This is a genomic window from Streptomyces sp. WZ.A104 (genome assembly GCF_002382885.1).
Classification (GTDB): Bacteria; Actinomycetota; Actinomycetes; order Streptomycetales; family Streptomycetaceae; genus Streptomyces.
Genome location: NZ_NWVL01000035.1, coordinates 16918 through 32873, shown reverse-complemented (window position 1 = coordinate 32873; position 15956 = coordinate 16918). Strand labels below are relative to the sequence as shown.

The following is a 15956-nucleotide window of genomic DNA, read 5'->3' as shown; positions in this document are numbered from 1 at the left end:
GCCTAGCTCTTGGCCGCCGCGGTCTTGGCGGGCTTGGCCTTGGCCGCCGCAGCGGTAGCCGGCTTCGCCGCCCCTTCGGCCGCCGGGGCCGCAGCGGTGTCCGCGGCGGACTCGCCCGACGCGGCGTCCGGGCGGACGCCGACACCCAGCTTCTCCAGGATCTTCTTCTCGATCTCGTTGGCGAGGTCGGGGTTGTCCTTGAGGAAGTTACGGGCGTTCTCCTTGCCCTGGCCCAGCTGGTCGCCCTCGTACGTGTACCAGGCCCCGGCCTTGCGGACGAAGCCGTGCTCCACGCCCATGTCGATCAGACCGCCCTCGCGGCTGATGCCCTGGCCGTAGAGGATGTCGAACTCGGCCTGCTTGAACGGCGGAGCGACCTTGTTCTTGACGACCTTGACGCGGGTGCGGTTACCGACGGCGTCGGTGCCGTCCTTGAGCGTCTCGATCCGGCGGATGTCGAGGCGCACCGAGGCGTAGAACTTCAGCGCCCGGCCACCGGTGGTGGTCTCCGGGGAGCCGAACATCACGCCGATCTTCTCGCGGAGCTGGTTGATGAAGATCGCGGTGGTCTTCGACTGGTTGAGCGCGCTGGTGATCTTACGGAGGGCCTGGCTCATCAGCCGGGCCTGGAGACCCACGTGCGAGTCGCCCATCTCGCCCTCGATCTCCGCACGGGGCACCAGGGCCGCTACGGAGTCGATGACGATCAGGTCCAGGGCACCGGAGCGCACCAGCATGTCGACGATCTCCAGCGCCTGCTCACCGTTGTCCGGCTGGGACAGGATGAGGCTGTCGATGTCGACGCCGAGCTTCTTCGCGTACTCCGGGTCAAGCGCGTGCTCGGCGTCGATGAACGCCACCGAGCCACCGAGCTTCTGCGCGTTCGCCACGGCGTGCAGCGTCAGCGTCGTCTTACCGGAGGACTCCGGTCCGTACACCTCCACCACGCGGCCGCGTGGCAGGCCGCCGACGCCAAGGGCGACGTCGAGGGCGGTCGATCCCGTGGGGATGACCTCGATGGGCTCGTTGGGACGCTCGCCGAGGCGCATCACCGCGCCCTTGCCGAACTGTCGTTCAATCTGTGCGAGTGCGGCGTCCAACGCCTTCTCGCGGTCGGTTCCTGCCATGGGTTCCACCCGATTTGCTTGAGTCGATCGCTTCACGTCAAAGACGCTAACCCCTGCCACTGACAATGGGCCTCGACGTCCTCCCGGCCTGTGGACAACTCCACGGTCGAGCCCGGGAAACCCGGCCGGAAATCCCATCAGAATGGATGTTCGATTTCCATGTCAAGCGCACCACGCGGGACCTGTGGACAACGCCATCAGCCACGGCCGAGCCTGCGCTGCTGATGGATTCACCCTATATTCGTCCGGTATGGGAGTGAGCGCGGAACGCGGAACACCCGGCCCTGGGCCTGTGGCCGAGTCCGACCTGCCCGGCTCGTCCGACCTACCCGGCTCGTCCGTCCCGTCCGACCTGTCTGACCTGTCCGGCCGTGTGGCACTCGTCGCGGGAGGCACCCGCGGGGCCGGCCGGGGAATCGCCGTCCAGCTCGGTGCCGCCGGTGCGACCGTGTACGTCACCGGCCGTACGAGCGGTTCCGAGCGGTCCGAGATGGACCGGCCCGAGACGATCGAGGAGACCGCTGCCCTGGTCGACGCGGCGGGCGGCCGTGGCATCCCCGTCCAGGTCGACCACCTGGACCCCGACCGGGTCAGCGCGCTCGTGGCTCGTATCGCGAGCGAGCAGGGAGCCCTGCACATCCTGGTCAACGACATCTGGGGTGCCGAGATCGAGTGGAACAAAACGGTCTGGGAGTCCTCGCTCGACACCGGGCTGCACACCCTGCGGCTGGCCGTCGACACCCACGCCATCACCAGTCACTTCGCGCTGCCGCTGCTGATCGAGACACCGGGAGGTCTGGTCGTCGAGATGACCGACGGCACGCAGGAGTACAACGCGTCCCGCTACCGCGTCTCGTTCTTCTACGACCTGGCCAAGGCCGCGGTGAACCGGATGGCCTTCGCCCTCGCCCATGAACTCGCACCGCACCGGGCGACCGCCGTGGCGCTCACCCCGGGCTGGCTCCGGTCCGAGGCGATGCTCCAGGCCCACGGAGTGACCGAGGCCACCTGGCGCGACGCGATCGCGCACTCACCCCACTTCGCGATCTCCGAATCCCCCGCGTACGTCGGCCGCGCGGTGGTCGCCCTCGCCCGCCACGCCGACAGGGCGCGCTGGAACGGGAAGTCGCTCTCCAGCGGCCATCTCGCCCAGGTGTACGACTTCACCGACGTGGACGGCAGCCGCCCCGATGCCTGGCGGTATCTGACCGAGGTCCAGGACCCGGGCCTGCCGGCCGATGTGACGGGATACCGCTGATCCGCAGTCGAAGTCGAAGTGCCACTGATCCGTGTCGTTCGGAGTCGGAGTCGGGCATGCGTTGATGCGTATCGCCCTGATGGACATCCGTATTCCCGGGGCCGACGGCTTGGAGGCCACCCGCCGCATAACCTCCGACCCGCTCCTTCAGCGGCCCGGGTGGCCGCCCTGACCACCTTCGACATGGACGGCTACGTCGATGGGGCGCTGCACGGCGGAGCCTCGGGCTTCCTGGTCAACGGCACCCGAGCCGATGGAACTGCTGGTGGCTGCGGGCCGGTCTCAGCCGCCCGCCCGCCCGAGGCCTCCGAGCGTCCGGCGTATCCGGGTGAGGACCGGCGCCCCGCTCCGGGGGCGGGGGCCGTCGTGCATCCTGGGGTCGTCGGTGACGTCGTACCGCTTCACATAGGCGCCGAGGAACGCCTGGAGCGTGGCGACGGCGGGAATGGCGATCAGCGCGCCGATCGCGCCCAGCAGGGCCGTCCCGGCGATGACCGAGCCGAAGGCGACCGCGGGGTGGATGTCGACGGTCTTCGCGGTCAGCTTCGGCTGGAGGACATAGTTCTCGAACTGCTGGTACACGACGACGAACCCGAGCACCCACACCGCGTACCAGGGGTCGACGGTGAAGGCGATCAGCATCGGCAGGGCGCCCGCCAGATAGGTGCCGATGGTGGGGATGAACTGCGAGACGAGGCCGACCCAGACCGCGAGCGCAGGGGCGTAGGGCACTCCGAGGATCACCAGCAGGATGTAGTGCGCGACGCCGGAGATGAGCGCCATCAGGCCGCGGGAGTAGATGTAGCCGCCGGTCTTGTCGACCGCGATCTCCCAGGCGCGCAGGACTTCGGTCTGCCGGGCGGGCGGCAGTACGGAGCACAGGGCGCGACGCAGCCGGGGGCCGTCGGCCGCGAAGTAGAAGGAGAACAGGAAGATCGTCAGCAGCCGGAACAGCCCGCCTAGGACCGTGGTGGAGACGTCCAGGACACCGGTGGCGCTGTTCTGGACGTACTTCTGGAGCCAGTCGGAGTGCAGCAGGCTGTCCTGGACCTCGACCCGGGAGAGGTCCGTGCGGAAGGTCTGGTTGACCCAGTTGATCACCGAGTCGATGTACTTGGGGAAGTCGTCGACCATGTCGAGGATCTGGCCCGCGAGCATCGACCCCAGCAGCACGACGAATCCGATACCGAAGATCAGCAGGCCGAGGAAGACCAGGAACGTGGCCAGTCCGCGCCGTATGCCGCGCGCCGACATCCGGCCCACCGCGGGCTCGATGGCGAGTGCGAGGAAGAAGGCGATCAGCACGTTCGTCAGCAACCCGATGAGCTGGTCGAACGCCCAGCTGCCGAGCTGGAAACAGGCGTACAGCGCGAGGGCCAGGACCATCGCGCGCGGCAGCCAGCCGGGCATGCGGGCCGCGCCGGACGGCGGCGCGGGTGGCGCGGCCGGCGGGACGGACGGCGGGGCGGGCTGCTGGGCCGGGACGGTCTCGTCTGTCGCTGACACGGGACAAGTCTCGCCTACGCCACCGACAGCGGATCTCCCTGCCCCGATTCCGGAGTCAGCGCCGGCCTCGCCCGATTCCGGAGGTCAGCGCTTGGAGGTCAGCGTTTGTCCGCGGGCACGTCCATGGCGGCGCAGACTCCGCGCCAGACGTCCTTGGCGTCCCAGCCGGCCTTCAGGGCCTGATGCACCGTCCGGCCGCCGAGCTCGGCCATCACATGGTCACGGGCGAAGGAGTCCGCGTACGCCGCACCGAAGTGGTCCGCCATCCGCTCCCAGAAAATCGTCAACCGCATGACATCAGTATCGCGCTCCTGAGAGTGCAGCCCGTCCGCGTGGCATGTGCCGGGCCCTCTTTCCGTTCTACGGTCGCTCCATGGCTGGAACCGGATCAGACCCCCTCTCCCGCGCCGAGCAGTTCATCTGGCTGACGGCGCGCGTCCTCGAACAGCGGAGGTTCGCCCATGGTTTTCTGGGCGGAGATCCCGACGCCGTCGAAACGGCCTTGACCGCCTATCTGAACGAGGACGGCGGTTACGGTCACGCGCTGGAGCCCGACCTGCGTGGTCCGGTCAGCCAGCCCCTGCACACCGCCCACGCCCTGAGCGTTCTTGACTCGATCGACCGCTGCAATGGACCGCGGGTGGAACGAATCTGCCGCTATCTGACCGAGGTGTCCACCAAGGAGGGGGCGTTACCCGCGCTGCTCCCTTCACAGCGGGGGTATCCCGCGGCACCGTTCATCCCTATCGTCGACGATCCGCCGGCGGAGCTGTTGGCGACCGGTCCGGTCGTCGGGCTGCTGCACCGCAATCAGGTGTGGCACGCCTGGCTGTTCCGGGCGACGGATTTCTGCTGGAGCGCGGTCGATGCCCTGGAACAGTCCCACCCCTACGAGATCGAGGCGGCGGTCGCCTTTCTGGACGGCGCCCCGGACCGGGCCCGCGCCGAGGTGGCGGCCGACCGGCTCGGTCGGCTGGTGCGCGAACAGCGGCTCGCGGTGCTCGATCCGGGGCGCCGGGCCGAGTATCCGGTGGCGGCGGGCTACGCACCGGGGGAGCACCACTTCCCGCACGACTACGCCCGTACGCCCGGATCGCTGGCCCGCCGCTGGTTCACGGACGCGGAACTGGGACGCTCGCTCGACCATCTGTCCGCCCAGCAGCAGGACGACGGCGGCTGGCCCGTGAACTGGCGGCAGTGGGCGCCGGGAACCGCGCTGGAAGGACGCCCCCTGGTGACGCTCAGGGCGTTGGACACACTCCGCGCGTACGGCCGCGGGCTCGGCTGAGCCCTCAGCCCAGCGCGCGTACGACGGCCGTCACGACCACGGCGGAGGCGACGACGACCAGGAAGTGAGCGCGCAGCACCAGGGCGAGGGCGGCGGCGGCGAGCCCGGCGGCCCGGGCGTCGAGGGCCAGCTCCTGGCCGGTCCCGAAGGTCTGCTGCGCTGTGAGCCCGGCCAGCAGCGCCACCGGGAGCAGTGCGGCCATCCGCTGGACGAGCGGCCGCTCCAGGGCGCCTGCGGGCACCAGCAGCCCGAGGAGTTTGGCGACGTAGCAGCCGACGGTGGTCAGTCCGATGGCGATCCAGATGGTCATCGGCGTTCTCCGGTGGCGTCGGTGCCGTTCGTCGTGGGCGTCGGCCACTTGCCGCGCCCCATGAGGAAGAGAACGACGGGAGCGGCGAGTGCGGACAGGAGCACCGGAACGCCTGCGGGCAGGACCGGCAGCAGGCCGAGCGCCAGGACGACGGCCAGCCCCGCCGTGACGCGTTCGACGGCGCTCCTGAGCATCGGCGCGAGCAGCGCGAGGAACACCGCGGGACTCGCCGCGTCCAGCCCCCAGGCGCCCGTGTCGCCCAGGGCGCCCGCCCCGAGTGCTCCGATCAGCGTGGTGAGGTTCCACAGGACGTACAGGGTCAGCCCGGTGACCGTGAAGCCGATGCGCGCGGCACGCCGGGTGGGCTGTGGCAGGGTGACCGCGGTCGTCTCGTCGATCACCCAGTGGGCGGCGAAGGGCCGCACCGCGCGGGGAAACGCGAGCAGTTGCGAGAGCCGCAGGCCGTAGAAGGCGTTCCGGACACCGAGGAAGAACGCGCCGGCCGCGGCCGTATAGGGGTTGCCGCCCGCGGCGAGTGCGCCGACCAGGGCGAACTGCGAGGCGCCGGTGAAGACGAGGAGGCTCAGCGCGCAGGTCTGGAGCAGGCTGAGCCCGGACCCGGCGGCGGTGACTCCGAAGGCGAAGCCGGAGAGCCCGACGGCGATACCGACGCCGAGCGCGTCCCGGACGACGGCCGCGTCGGGCTTGTCGGCCTGGACGTCGGCCTCATCGGGCCGGTGAGCCGTGCCGTACCCGGCCGCCCGGACGTCGGTCGTGGGGCCGGGTGGTTCGGCGGCTATGGCACCGGTCGCGCCGGTGCACTCTGGGGGTGCTGTCTGTTCTGCCACGCCCGGCACGCTACGGGGACTGGCGAGGCCCGGTCTTGTACGTTCTTGCACGCTCACGCCGGTACGCGCCGGGCGGCACCCCCACGATCCGGGTGAAGTGCCGGTTGAGGTGCGGCTGATCGGTGAAGCCGACGGCTGTCGCGGCCTCGGCGGGGGCGACGCCCGTGTCCAGGAGGCGGCGGGCCCTGCGCACCCGGGCGTCGGTGAGCCAGGTGTGCGGCGGCATCCCGAATTCCTTCTTGAAGGCCCTCAGCAGCGCGAACGTGCCGGTGCCCAGCTCGGCCGCGAGCGCCTCCAGCGTGGGCGGAGCGGCCATGCGTTCTTCCAGCACGGCACGGGCACGCGCGGCGTCACGCGCGCCCCCGGCGTGCGCGGTCGGGCGGGGCAGCGGGCTGCCGTGCCGACTGAGGAGCCGGACGACCAGGACCCGCAGCAGACTGTCGGCGGCCAGCGCGTTGCCCTCCTCGGCGGCCCGGTGCACCTCGCCGATCAGCCGGGAGGCATGGGGGTCGGTTGCACGAGTCTCGGCGAAACCGACTGTGCCGCGCAGGGACGTCACCTCGGCCGCGATGTCGTTGACGACCCGGGCCGAGGGATAGAGCGTGGCGTACACCCAGCCCTCGGGCGATCCGGAACGGGCGGTGTGCGGAACCTCCGGGTTGATCATGACGACGGTGCCGGGCACCGTCGTGGACCGTGCCGCCCGGCAACCCCACGTCCTCCACCCCGCGCGTGACCGCTCCGAACACGTACCCCTCGTGACTGTGCCGGGGGAAGGTGTGGCGGACGTACCGGGCACGCAGCAGATCAAGGTCGGGCAGCTCGGCGTACTGCCAGTGCCTCGCCCATTCCTCCGTACCGTCCGCTCCCGCCATGTCAGCCATTCTCGCAGGTCCCGGGCGTGCGGCAGGAGCCGAGCGGGCGTCGGGGCAGCGGTTCACCGGCCCGTTGTCAGTGGCGGGGTGCACGATGGGGGACATGACCGGCTCCGCTCTCGATTCGTTCTCGCCCGCGACCCGCAGCTGGTTCGCCGGGGCCTTCAGCGCGCCCACCGCCGCGCAGGAGGGCGCTTGGCGAGCCATCGGCGAGGGCAGCGATGTGCTGGTTGTCGCGCCGACCGGTTCCGGCAAGACGCTGGCAGCGTTTCTCGCCTCGCTGGACCGGCTGGCCTCCGGTCCGCCGCCCGCCGAGGCGAAGAAGCGCTGCCGTGTGCTGTACGTGTCCCCGCTCAAAGCGCTCGCGGTCGACGTCGAACGCAATCTCCGCTCCCCGCTGACGGGCATCCGGCAGGAGTCGGTGCGCCTAGGCCTCCCCGAGCCGGAGGTCCGGGTGGGGATTCGGTCCGGCGACACCCCGCCCGCCGAGCGGCGCTCGATGGTGACCAGGCCGCCGGACATCCTGATCACCACGCCCGAGTCGCTGTTCCTGATGCTGACGTCCTCTGCCCGGGATGCGCTGGCCGGCGTCGAGACGGTGATCCTCGACGAGGTGCACGCGGTCGCCGGGACGAAGCGCGGCGCCCATCTCGCTCTGTCCCTGGAGCGCCTGGACGAGCTGCTGCCCCGCCCCGCCCGGCGCGTCGGCCTGTCCGCGACGGTCCGGCCGGTCGACGAGGTGGCCCGCTTCATCTCGCCGCAGCGCAAGGTGGAGATCGTCCAGCCCCCGTCCACCAAGGAGTTCGATCTGTCGGTGGTCGTACCGGTCGAGGATCTGGGCGAGCTGGGCGGCTCCCCCGCCACCGACGGCGACGCCGGGCAGGCGGAGAAGCCCTCGATCTGGCCGCATGTCGAGGAGCGCATCGCCGACCTGGTGCAGGCTCACCGCTCCACCATCGTCTTCGCCAACTCACGACGGCTGGCGGAGCGGCTGTGCAACCGGCTGAACGAGATCGCGTACGAGCGGGCCACCGGCACCGCCTTCGACCCCGACGCCCCCGCCCCCTCTCTGCCGGAGGCGCCCGCCCCGGCGGAGATCATGGCCCAGTCCGGGGCGGGCAAGGGCGCGCCCGCGCTGCTGGCCCGCGCGCACCACGGCTCCGTCTCCAAGGAGCAGCGCTCCCAGGTCGAGGAGGACCTGAAGGCGGGCCGACTGCCCGCCGTGGTGGCCACCTCCAGCCTGGAGCTGGGCATCGACATGGGCGCGGTCGACCTGGTGGTCCAGGTCGAGTCCCCGCCCTCCGTCGCCTCCGGTCTCCAGCGGGTGGGCCGGGCGGGGCACCAGGTGGGCGCGGTCTCCACCGGTGTGGTCTTCCCGAAGTACCGGGGCGACCTGGTGCAGGCCGCCGTGGTCACCCAGCGGATGCGTGAGGGAGCCATCGAGGCGCTGCGCATCCCGTCCAATCCGCTGGACGTCCTGGCCCAGCAGCTGGTCGCCATGGTGGCCCTGGACAGCTGGCAGGCCGACGATCTGCTGGCCCTGGTCCGGCGGGCCGCCCCGTTCGCCTCGCTCCCCGAATCGGCGTTCACCTCCGTGCTCGACATGCTCGCCGGGCGCTATCCCTCCGACGCCTTCGCGGAGCTGCGCCCCCGGGTGGTGTGGGACCGGGTCGCCGGTACGGTCACGGGCCGCCCCGGTGCGCAGCGGCTCGCCGTCACCTCCGGCGGCACCATTCCGGACCGCGGGCTCTTCGGGGTCTTCCTGGCGGGCGCCGACCCGAAGAAGGGCGGCGGCCGAGTGGGCGAGCTGGACGAGGAGATGGTCTACGAGTCCCGGGTGGGCGACGTCTTCACCCTGGGCACGACGTCCTGGCGGATCGAGGACATCACCCGGGACCGGGTCCTCGTCTCGCCCGCCCCGGGCGTTCCGGGGCGGCTGCCGTTCTGGAAGGGCGACCAGCTGGGCCGCCCGCTGGAGCTCGGCCGGGCCCTGGGTGCCTTCCTCCGCGAGATCGGCGGTCTGTCCGAGGAGGACGCCCGGCTGCGGCTGCTGGCCGCCGGGCTGGACGCCTGGGCCGCGGACAACATCGTGGCCTATCTGGACGAGCAGCGTCGGGCCTGCGGACACGTCCCGGACGACCGGACCATCCTGGTCGAGCGGTTCCGGGACGAGCTGGGCGACTGGCGGGTCGTCGTGCACTCACCGTTCGGCGCCCAGGTGCACGCCCCGTGGGCGCTTGCCCTCTCCGCCCGCCTCGGTGAGCGGTACGGAATGGACGCCCAGGTGATGCATGCCGACGACGGGATCGTCCTGCGCCTGCCGGACGCCGACCTGATGGGCCTCGACCTGCTCGACTTCGACACGCCGCCCTCCTCGGACGTGGGAAGTGACGCCCCACCGCCGGGGGCCCTGGCGTACGACAGCGACCAGCCGCCGGTCGCGGCCGCAGACGTCGTCTTCGATCAGGGCGAGGTCCAGCAGATCGTGACCGACCAGGTGGGCGGTTCCGCGCTGTTCGCCGCCCGGTTCCGCGAGTGCGCGGCGCGCGCCCTGCTGCTGCCCCGGCGCTCCCCCGGCAAGCGCACCCCGCTCTGGCAACAGCGCCAACGTGCCTCCCAGCTGCTCCAGGTCGCCTCCGAGTTCGGCTCGTTCCCGATCGTCCTGGAAGCCGTCCGCGAATGCCTCCAGGACGTGTTCGACGTCCCCGGACTCACGGAACTGATGGGTGACCTGGAGGCACGCCGGGTCCGGCTGGTCGAGGTGACCACCCAGGAGCCCTCACCGTTCGCCCGCTCGCTCCTCTTCGGTTACGTCGCCCAGTTCCTGTACGAGGGCGACTCACCGCTCGCCGAGCGGCGGGCGGCCGCGCTCTCCCTGGACTCCCATCTCCTCGCCGAGCTGCTGGGCCAGGCGGAGCTGCGCGAACTGCTCGACCCCGAAGTTCTCACCGAGCTGGAGCGGGAGCTCCAGTGGCTCACCGACGACCGGCGGGTCAAGGACGTGGAGGGGGTCGCGGACCTGCTGCGGGTGCTCGGCCCGCTCACCGACGCCGAGCTGGCCGAGCGGGGCGCCGAGCCTGCCTGGGCGCCACAGCTGGCAACGGCCCGCCGGGCCATCCAGGTCCGGATCGCCGGGGCCGACCACTGGGCGGCGATCGAGGACGCGGGGCGGCTGCGCGACGCCCTGGGCACCGCGCTGCCCGTCGGAGTGCCCGAGGCGTTCACCGAACCGGTGAGGGACCCGCTCGGCGACCTCCTCGCCCGCTTCGCCCGGACACACGGCCCGTTCACCGCCGCCCGGGCCGCAGAGCGCTTCGGGCTCGGCACCGCCGTCACGGACGGCGCGCTGCAACGGCTCGCGGCGTCCGGCAGGACCGTCCAGGGCGAGTTCCATCCGGCGGGCATCGGCCAGGAGTGGTGCGACGCCACCGTGCTGCGCCGCCTCCGCCGCCGTTCGTTGGCCGCGCTGCGCCAGGAGCTGGAGCCCGTGCCGCCCGCCGCCCTCGCCTCCTTCCTCCCGCAGTGGCAGCACTTCGGCTCCAACAGCCTGCGGGGCATCGACGGGCTGGCCCGCGCGATCGAACAGCTCCAGGGCGCGCCCGTGCCCGCGTCGGCGCTGGAGAAGCTGATCCTGCCGAGCCGGGTCATGGGCTACACCCCTGCGATGCTCGACGAGCTGACAACCACCGGTGAAGTCGTCTGGGCCGGTGCCGGGGCGCTGCCCGGCAAGGACGGCTGGGTCTCCCTCTACGTCGCCGACAGTGCACCGCTGCTGCTGCCCACGCCGCACTCGCTGGAGCTCTCGGCGCTGCACGAGTCCGTGCTCACCACGCTGTCCGGCGGGTACGGCCTGTTCTTCCGCCAGATCGCCGACCAGATCAGGGCCACCACCCACCCGGACTGCACGGACCAGCAGCTGGCCGACGCCCTGTGGGAGCTGGCCTGGTCCGGGCGGCTCACCAACGACACCCTCGCCCCGCTGCGCTCGCTCCTGGGCTCCGGCCGGACGGCGGGCTCCACCGCCCACCGCTCCCGGCGCAGCGTCCCGCGCGGGCGCTACGGCTCGCTCACCGCCGCCGCCCGCCCCGCCTCCCGCACCGGCCCCCCGACGGTCTCCGGCCGCTGGTCCCTGCTGCCCCCGGCCGAACCGGAACCGACCCACCGCGCCCACGCCCTGGCCCGCACGCTCCTCGACCGGCACGGTGTGGTGACCCGGGGCGCGGTGCAGGCCGAAGGGGTGGAGGGCGGCTTCTCCGCGACGTACCGCGTCCTGGCCGCCTTCGAGGACAGCGGTCAGGCGCGGCGCGGCTACGTGGTGGAGGGGCTGGGGGCCGCCCAGTTCGCGATGGACGGGGCGGTGGACCGGCTGCGGGCGGCGTCCACGGCCCGCGACCGCCGGGACCCAGGTGCCACGCCCCAGGCCTTGGTGCTCGCCGCCGCCGACCCGGCCAACGCCTATGGCGCAGCCCTGCCGTGGCCGGAGTCCCCGGACGGCGCGGGGCACAAGCCGGGCCGCAAGGCGGGGGCGCTGGTGGTCCTCGTCGACGGCGAGCTCACGCTCTACATGGAACGCGGCGGCAAGACCCTCCTGGCCTGGCCCTCCGACCCCGACGCTCCCGCACTGCGAGCGGCAGCGGAGGCGCTGGCTGCCTCAGCTCGCGCCGGAGCACTGGGTACCGTCACGGTGGAGCGCACTAACGGCGTCTCCTCCCTCACCTCCCCGCTGGGCCGGACCCTTGAGGCGGCCGGTTTCCTCGCCACCCCAAGAGGCCTGCGCCTGCGTGCCTGACCCGCGGCCGCCGGGACGTGACGTGCTCAGGGCAGGTCGGGCGCGGGTCGACGCACAAGCGATCCGGCGCACGAACAGTCCAGCGCGCGAACGGTCGAGCGCACAACCGGCGCAGCGCGCGAACAACCCAACGCACAACCGGCCCAGCGCGCGAGCGATCCAACGCATGGGCTGTCCGCCGCTTGGACGATCCGGCCCAGGCGTGACTCGGCCCAGGCGTGACCCGGCGCAGGCATGATCCGGCGCACGAGCGGTCCGGCGCACCCATCATGGAGGCATGCCCGAAGGAGACACCGTCCTTCAGACCGCCGCGCGTCTGCACGCAGCGCTGGCGGGACGAGTGCTGACCCGGTCCGACCTGCGTGTCCCCCGGTTCGCCACCGCCGACCTCACCGGCCGTGGCGTGCTGGGCGTCACCGCACGCGGCAAGCATCTGCTGGCCCGCATCGAGGGCGGGCTCACCCTGCACAGCCACCTCCGGATGGACGGGGCATGGCGGGTGTACACACCGGGAGAACGCTGGCGGGGCGGCCCCGGGCACCAGATCCGTGCGATTCTCGCCAACACCGAGCACACAGCCGTCGGCTACCGGCTCCCCGTCCTCGAACTGCTGCGTACCAGCGAGGAGAGCAGGGCCGTGGGCCATCTGGGACCGGATCTGCTGGGCCCCGACTGGGACCCCGGGCCCGCCCTGGACCGGCTGCTGGCCGCACCGGATCGCCCCGTCGGGGAGGCGCTGCTGGATCAGCGCAATCTCGCGGGCATCGGCAACGTCTACAAATGCGAGCTGTGCTTCCTGGCCCGCGTCACTCCCTGGCTCCCGGTGAACGCCCTCCCGGACGGCGCCCTGGCCCGGCTGATCACGCTGGCCGAGCGGCTCCTGCACGCCAACCGCGACCGTCCCACCCGCACGACCACGATCACCGCCGAGCTCCGCACTGCACCGAGCCCGCCCTCCACCGCGGATGAACGGCGTCCGCTGCCGCCCGTCCGCGTACAGGAGCGGCTGTACGTATACGGCCGGGCCCAGCGCCCCTGCCTGCGCTGCGGCACCCCGATCCGCGTGGCCGACCAGGGCGACCGCCCCACCTTCTGGTGCCCGGCCTGCCAATCGGGCCCAACCCCCTGACCACCCTCACCCCCCTCACCGCCCTGGCCACCCTGACCATTGACGGGTCGTCAGATCCAGCCGTACGGTCCCGTCATGCCGCTGTCTCTCTCCGCGTACGACCTCACGGGCCGCTCCGCGTTCGTCACCGGTGCGGCGAGCGGCATCGGCCGGGCGAGCGCCCTGCTGCTCGCGGAGGCCGGAGCCGTGGTGCACTGCGCGGACCGCGACGAGACCGGTCTGCGCCGGACGTACGACCTGGTCACCGGCGCAGGGGGCAGCGCCCGCACCCACCCCCTCGATGTCACCGACCGCGATCAGGTCCGCGCGGCCGTCGCAGCGGCAGGGCACCTCGACATCCTGGTCGCGGCGGCCGGGATCATGCACACCAGCAGCGTGCTGGAGACGACGGACGAGGACCTGGACCGGGTGCTGGCGGTCAACTTCAAGGGGGTGCTGTACGCCTGCCAGGAGGTGGCACACTCCATGACGGCCCGCTCCGCCCCCGGTTCGCTGATCACGATGGCGTCCGGCGCCGTGGATTCCGCGAGTCCGGGCCTGCTCTGCTACAGCGCGGCCAAGGCAGCCGTGGTGCAGCTGACCAAGGCCCTCGCCACCGAGCTGGGCCCACACGCCATACGGGTGAACGCGGTCGCGCCCGGCTGGATCCGTACACCGATGACCGACCGGCACGATGCCGACGGACAGCGCCGGGCGGAGGCCGCGATGACCCGGATCTCCCCGCTGGGCCGGGTCGGGGAGCCCGAGGACGTCGCTCACACCGTGCTTCACCTGGCTTCGGACGCCTCGGCCTTCATGACCGGTCAGATCCTCCGCCCGAACGGCGGCGTCGCCATGCCCTGGTAAAGACCCTGGCGAGGACCCCGGTCAGCGCTCCGCCAGGCCGCGCAGACCGCGCCCGGCCGCCCGCGGGCCCGGCGCCCTCCCGCCCCCCGGCCCGGTCCACGGAGACGACCGACGCCACATGAACCGGCAACAGGCTCAGCCCCCAGCCGCCCGCCGCCACCGCGCCCTCCACCAGCCCCGCCTGCTCGGGACGCAGAACCACCCGCAGGATTGCCCACCACCACAGCCCGCCGAGGGCCACCGCCGGCACCCACCGCCGTCCCATGGTGCCTCCCGCGGCCGACGTCCTTTCCGGCAGTTTCCCCTGGCCCGGGCGCCGGTGCATCCAGAACGTCCGACCGAAGGACCACCCACACAGGAGTACCCCCGCCGAAACGGCGGGGGTACCACAGCCCTGGAAGGCCGGTCACGTGAACACCCACAGCACAAGGCGCTCACGGACCCAACCTCCGCCGTCCGGCGCACCTCCGCCGCCCGAACAACCTTCACCGTCCGACGGAAGCTTCGCCGCCCGAACAGCCTTCACCGTCCGACGGAACGTTAGCCGTCCGAGCGAAACTTTCGTCGCCCGGACCTAGCCTTCGTCGTCCCGGCGCAGGGAGTCCTTGACACCCTCCGCCCGGTCACCGGCCTCGCCCATCGCTTCCTTGGCCCGGCCCTTGACCTGATCGGTCTTGCCCTCGGCCTCCTTGCGGCGGTCGCCGGTCAGCTTGCCGACGACTTCCTTGCCCTTGCCCTTGAGCTTGTCCATGGCGCTGTCACCACTCACGATGTCGCTCCCTTCCACTCGGATCGGCTTTCCACTCGGATCGACCTTTCCCCCCGGATCGGCCTTCCCTCCCGGGTCGCCCCCGGATCGGCTCGGTCTTCGTGCCGGACGTTCACCGTCAGGCGCTTTCCGCCTGGAACATCCACGCGTGCTTTTCGAGGTCTGCCGTCAGCGCGATCAGCAGGTCCTGGGTGACCGGGTCCGGCTCATCGGTCGCCTCGATGCGCTCCCGCATCCTGCCGATGACCACGCCCAGCGCCTCCACCAGGATGCGTACGGCGTCGGTGTCCTTGATCCAGCCCTCGGGCACGGACGCGATGGCGGTCTCCTTGGCGACCGTGCCCGAGCGCCCGTCCGGGTTGACCCCGACCGCCGAGGCACGCTCGGCGACCGTGTCGGAGTGCTGCCGGGCCGTGACGACGACGTCGTCCAGCTGAAGGTGGACAGAGCGGAATCGCGGACCGACCACGTTCCAGTGGACCTGCTTGGCCACCAGGGAGAGGTCCACAAGGTCGACCAGGGCGCCTTGCAGCGCCGTACCGACGACCTTGAGACCACCCTCGGACAACGTGCTCTTGACCACAGACATGTGCACTTCTCCCATCCGTCAGCCTCTTCACTGACCCGTCTCGACCGATCACCTCGGTGCATCACCCACGATGGCACAAAAGAAACAAAGCGGTCATTCGGGCCTTGTCCTCCGTGTGCCGCTGATGGAGAGCTCACACGCCCCCACACCCCCGAAACGCAGAAGAAGTCCCGGCCGACCCCGGTAGGGGCCGACCGGGACTCCGGTCGTGCGAGTGCCGCGTGGATCAGGCGGCGACGACGTCCACCGCTTCTGCGGGCGCCTTGATGGTCACCCGTCCCGACGGCACACCTGCGACCGACGACACGGAGACGGAATTGAGCATGGGACGAACCGGTACTGGGACCGGATCACTGGCAGCTGCCGACTCGGCCAGCTCAGCGAGCGAGAGCTCATCGCTCACCTCACGCATGAGCTCGGACATCCGTACGTCAAGCGCGTCGCAAATCGCGGAGAGCAGCTCGGAGGATGCCTCCTTCTGCCCCCGCTCCACCTCGGAGAGATAACCGAGCGAGACCCGGGCGGACGAGGAGACTTCGCGCAGAGTACGGCCTTGGCGCTGGCGCTGCCGACGCAGCACGTCACCCAGCAGGCGACGGAGCAGAATCATCGGTGGCTCCCT

The 15956-nt window shown here is 71.6% G+C and carries 14 protein-coding genes and 1 pseudogene; 5 read left to right on the top strand and 10 right to left on the bottom strand.

Annotated features, from left to right (window positions below):
* Positions 1 to 2: 2 nt before the first annotated feature.
* The gene (recA, locus tag CIB93_RS19750) at positions 3 to 1127 is read right to left on the bottom strand and encodes a recombinase RecA (RefSeq protein WP_096628493.1); all 1125 of its coding nucleotides are present in this window, start codon (positions 1125 to 1127) and stop codon (positions 3 to 5) included.
* Between the two features lie 250 nt (positions 1128 to 1377).
* Between recA and CIB93_RS19745 the strand changes: the two genes are divergently transcribed.
* On the top strand, positions 1378 to 2385 hold the full coding sequence (locus CIB93_RS19745; protein WP_373558772.1) for an SDR family oxidoreductase: 1008 nt from the start codon (positions 1378 to 1380) through the stop codon (positions 2383 to 2385).
* A gap of 282 nt (positions 2386 to 2667) precedes the next feature.
* On the opposite strand, the gene CIB93_RS19740 is transcribed toward CIB93_RS19745, so the two are convergent.
* Positions 2668 to 3795, bottom strand: coding sequence for an AI-2E family transporter (locus CIB93_RS19740; RefSeq protein WP_096628557.1), 1128 nt, complete (start codon positions 3793 to 3795; stop codon positions 2668 to 2670).
* Between the two features lie 194 nt (positions 3796 to 3989).
* A complete protein-coding gene (locus CIB93_RS19735; RefSeq protein ID WP_096628492.1) occupies positions 3990 to 4184 on the bottom strand; it encodes a DUF3046 domain-containing protein in 195 nt (64 codons plus the stop codon).
* An 80-nt stretch (positions 4185 to 4264) separates the two neighbouring features.
* Here CIB93_RS19735 and CIB93_RS19730 point away from each other — a divergent pair, with 80 nt between their 5' ends.
* The gene (locus CIB93_RS19730; protein WP_096628556.1) at positions 4265 to 5179 is read left to right on the top strand and encodes a hypothetical protein; all 915 of its coding nucleotides are present in this window, start codon (positions 4265 to 4267) and stop codon (positions 5177 to 5179) included.
* A gap of 4 nt (positions 5180 to 5183) precedes the next feature.
* Here the strand turns inward: CIB93_RS19730 and CIB93_RS19725 are convergent, their stop codons facing one another.
* The 3 genes and pseudogenes from CIB93_RS19725 to CIB93_RS19715 all read right to left on the bottom strand — a co-directional run bounded on the left by CIB93_RS19725 (position 5184) and on the right by CIB93_RS19715 (position 7212).
* The gene (locus CIB93_RS19725) at positions 5184 to 5489 is read right to left on the bottom strand and encodes an AzlD domain-containing protein (protein ID WP_096628491.1); all 306 of its coding nucleotides are present in this window, start codon (positions 5487 to 5489) and stop codon (positions 5184 to 5186) included.
* Entirely contained in the window at positions 5486 to 6337 is an 852-nt protein-coding gene (locus CIB93_RS19720; protein WP_096628554.1) for an AzlC family ABC transporter permease, read from the bottom strand. Before CIB93_RS19720 ends, CIB93_RS19725 begins: the two co-directional genes overlap by 4 nt.
* Before the next feature lie 10 nt (positions 6338 to 6347).
* Positions 6348 to 7212 (bottom strand): annotated as a pseudogene (locus CIB93_RS19715) (AraC family transcriptional regulator).
* Between the two features lie 103 nt (positions 7213 to 7315).
* On the opposite strand from CIB93_RS19715, the gene CIB93_RS19710 reads away from it, so the two are divergent.
* From CIB93_RS19710 to CIB93_RS19700, 3 genes are all read left to right on the top strand, one after another.
* On the top strand, positions 7316 to 12001 hold the full coding sequence (locus tag CIB93_RS19710; RefSeq protein WP_096628489.1) for a DEAD/DEAH box helicase: 4686 nt from the start codon (positions 7316 to 7318) through the stop codon (positions 11999 to 12001).
* 277 nt (positions 12002 to 12278) lie between these two features.
* Positions 12279 to 13130: an Fpg/Nei family DNA glycosylase gene (locus CIB93_RS19705; RefSeq protein ID WP_096628487.1), complete on the top strand. Its 852-nt coding sequence runs from the start codon at positions 12279 to 12281 to the stop codon at positions 13128 to 13130.
* Between the two features lie 81 nt (positions 13131 to 13211).
* Positions 13212 to 13976: an SDR family NAD(P)-dependent oxidoreductase gene (locus tag CIB93_RS19700; RefSeq protein ID WP_096628553.1), complete on the top strand. Its 765-nt coding sequence runs from the start codon at positions 13212 to 13214 to the stop codon at positions 13974 to 13976.
* Here CIB93_RS19700 and CIB93_RS38940 read toward each other — a convergent pair.
* From CIB93_RS38940 to CIB93_RS19680, 4 genes are all read right to left on the bottom strand, one after another.
* Positions 13924 to 14241, bottom strand: a complete 318-nt coding sequence (locus CIB93_RS38940) for a hypothetical protein (RefSeq protein ID WP_096628485.1) — start codon at positions 14239 to 14241, stop codon at positions 13924 to 13926. The two genes, CIB93_RS19700 and CIB93_RS38940, sit on opposite strands and share 53 nt — an antisense overlap.
* Positions 14242 to 14550: 309 nt before the next feature.
* Positions 14551 to 14727 (bottom strand): CsbD family protein, encoded by a 177-nt coding sequence (locus CIB93_RS19690; RefSeq protein WP_096628484.1) that lies wholly within the window; start codon positions 14725 to 14727, stop codon positions 14551 to 14553.
* Between the two features lie 136 nt (positions 14728 to 14863).
* Positions 14864 to 15334, bottom strand: coding sequence for a Dps family protein (locus CIB93_RS19685; RefSeq protein ID WP_096628482.1), 471 nt, complete (start codon positions 15332 to 15334; stop codon positions 14864 to 14866).
* Positions 15335 to 15560: 226 nt separating this feature from the next.
* Positions 15561 to 15944, bottom strand: coding sequence for a helix-turn-helix domain-containing protein (locus CIB93_RS19680; protein ID WP_003965837.1), 384 nt, complete (start codon positions 15942 to 15944; stop codon positions 15561 to 15563).
* Positions 15945 to 15956: the final 12 nt, after the last annotated feature.

What these genes read in the sequence shown, in the direction of transcription:
- recA (WP_096628493.1), bottom strand. Translation starts at nt 1,127, where the DNA reads ATGGCAGGAACCGACCGCGAGAAGGCGTTGGACGCCGCACTCGCACAG.
- CIB93_RS19745 (WP_373558772.1), top strand. Translation starts at nt 1,378, where the DNA reads ATGGGAGTGAGCGCGGAACGCGGAACACCCGGCCCTGGGCCTGTGGCC.
- CIB93_RS19740 (WP_096628557.1), bottom strand. Translation starts at nt 3,795, where the DNA reads ATGCCCGGCTGGCTGCCGCGCGCGATGGTCCTGGCCCTCGCGCTGTAC.
- CIB93_RS19735 (WP_096628492.1), bottom strand. Translation starts at nt 4,184, where the DNA reads ATGCGGTTGACGATTTTCTGGGAGCGGATGGCGGACCACTTCGGTGCG.
- CIB93_RS19730 (WP_096628556.1), top strand. Translation starts at nt 4,265, where the DNA reads ATGGCTGGAACCGGATCAGACCCCCTCTCCCGCGCCGAGCAGTTCATC.
- CIB93_RS19725 (WP_096628491.1), bottom strand. Translation starts at nt 5,489, where the DNA reads ATGACCATCTGGATCGCCATCGGACTGACCACCGTCGGCTGCTACGTC.
- CIB93_RS19710 (WP_096628489.1), top strand. Translation starts at nt 7,316, where the DNA reads ATGACCGGCTCCGCTCTCGATTCGTTCTCGCCCGCGACCCGCAGCTGG.
- CIB93_RS19705 (WP_096628487.1), top strand. Translation starts at nt 12,279, where the DNA reads ATGCCCGAAGGAGACACCGTCCTTCAGACCGCCGCGCGTCTGCACGCA.
- CIB93_RS38940 (WP_096628485.1), bottom strand. Translation starts at nt 14,241, where the DNA reads ATGGGACGGCGGTGGGTGCCGGCGGTGGCCCTCGGCGGGCTGTGGTGG.
- CIB93_RS19690 (WP_096628484.1), bottom strand. Translation starts at nt 14,727, where the DNA reads ATGGACAAGCTCAAGGGCAAGGGCAAGGAAGTCGTCGGCAAGCTGACC.
- CIB93_RS19685 (WP_096628482.1), bottom strand. Translation starts at nt 15,334, where the DNA reads ATGTCTGTGGTCAAGAGCACGTTGTCCGAGGGTGGTCTCAAGGTCGTC.
- CIB93_RS19680 (WP_003965837.1), bottom strand. Translation starts at nt 15,944, where the DNA reads ATGATTCTGCTCCGTCGCCTGCTGGGTGACGTGCTGCGTCGGCAGCGC.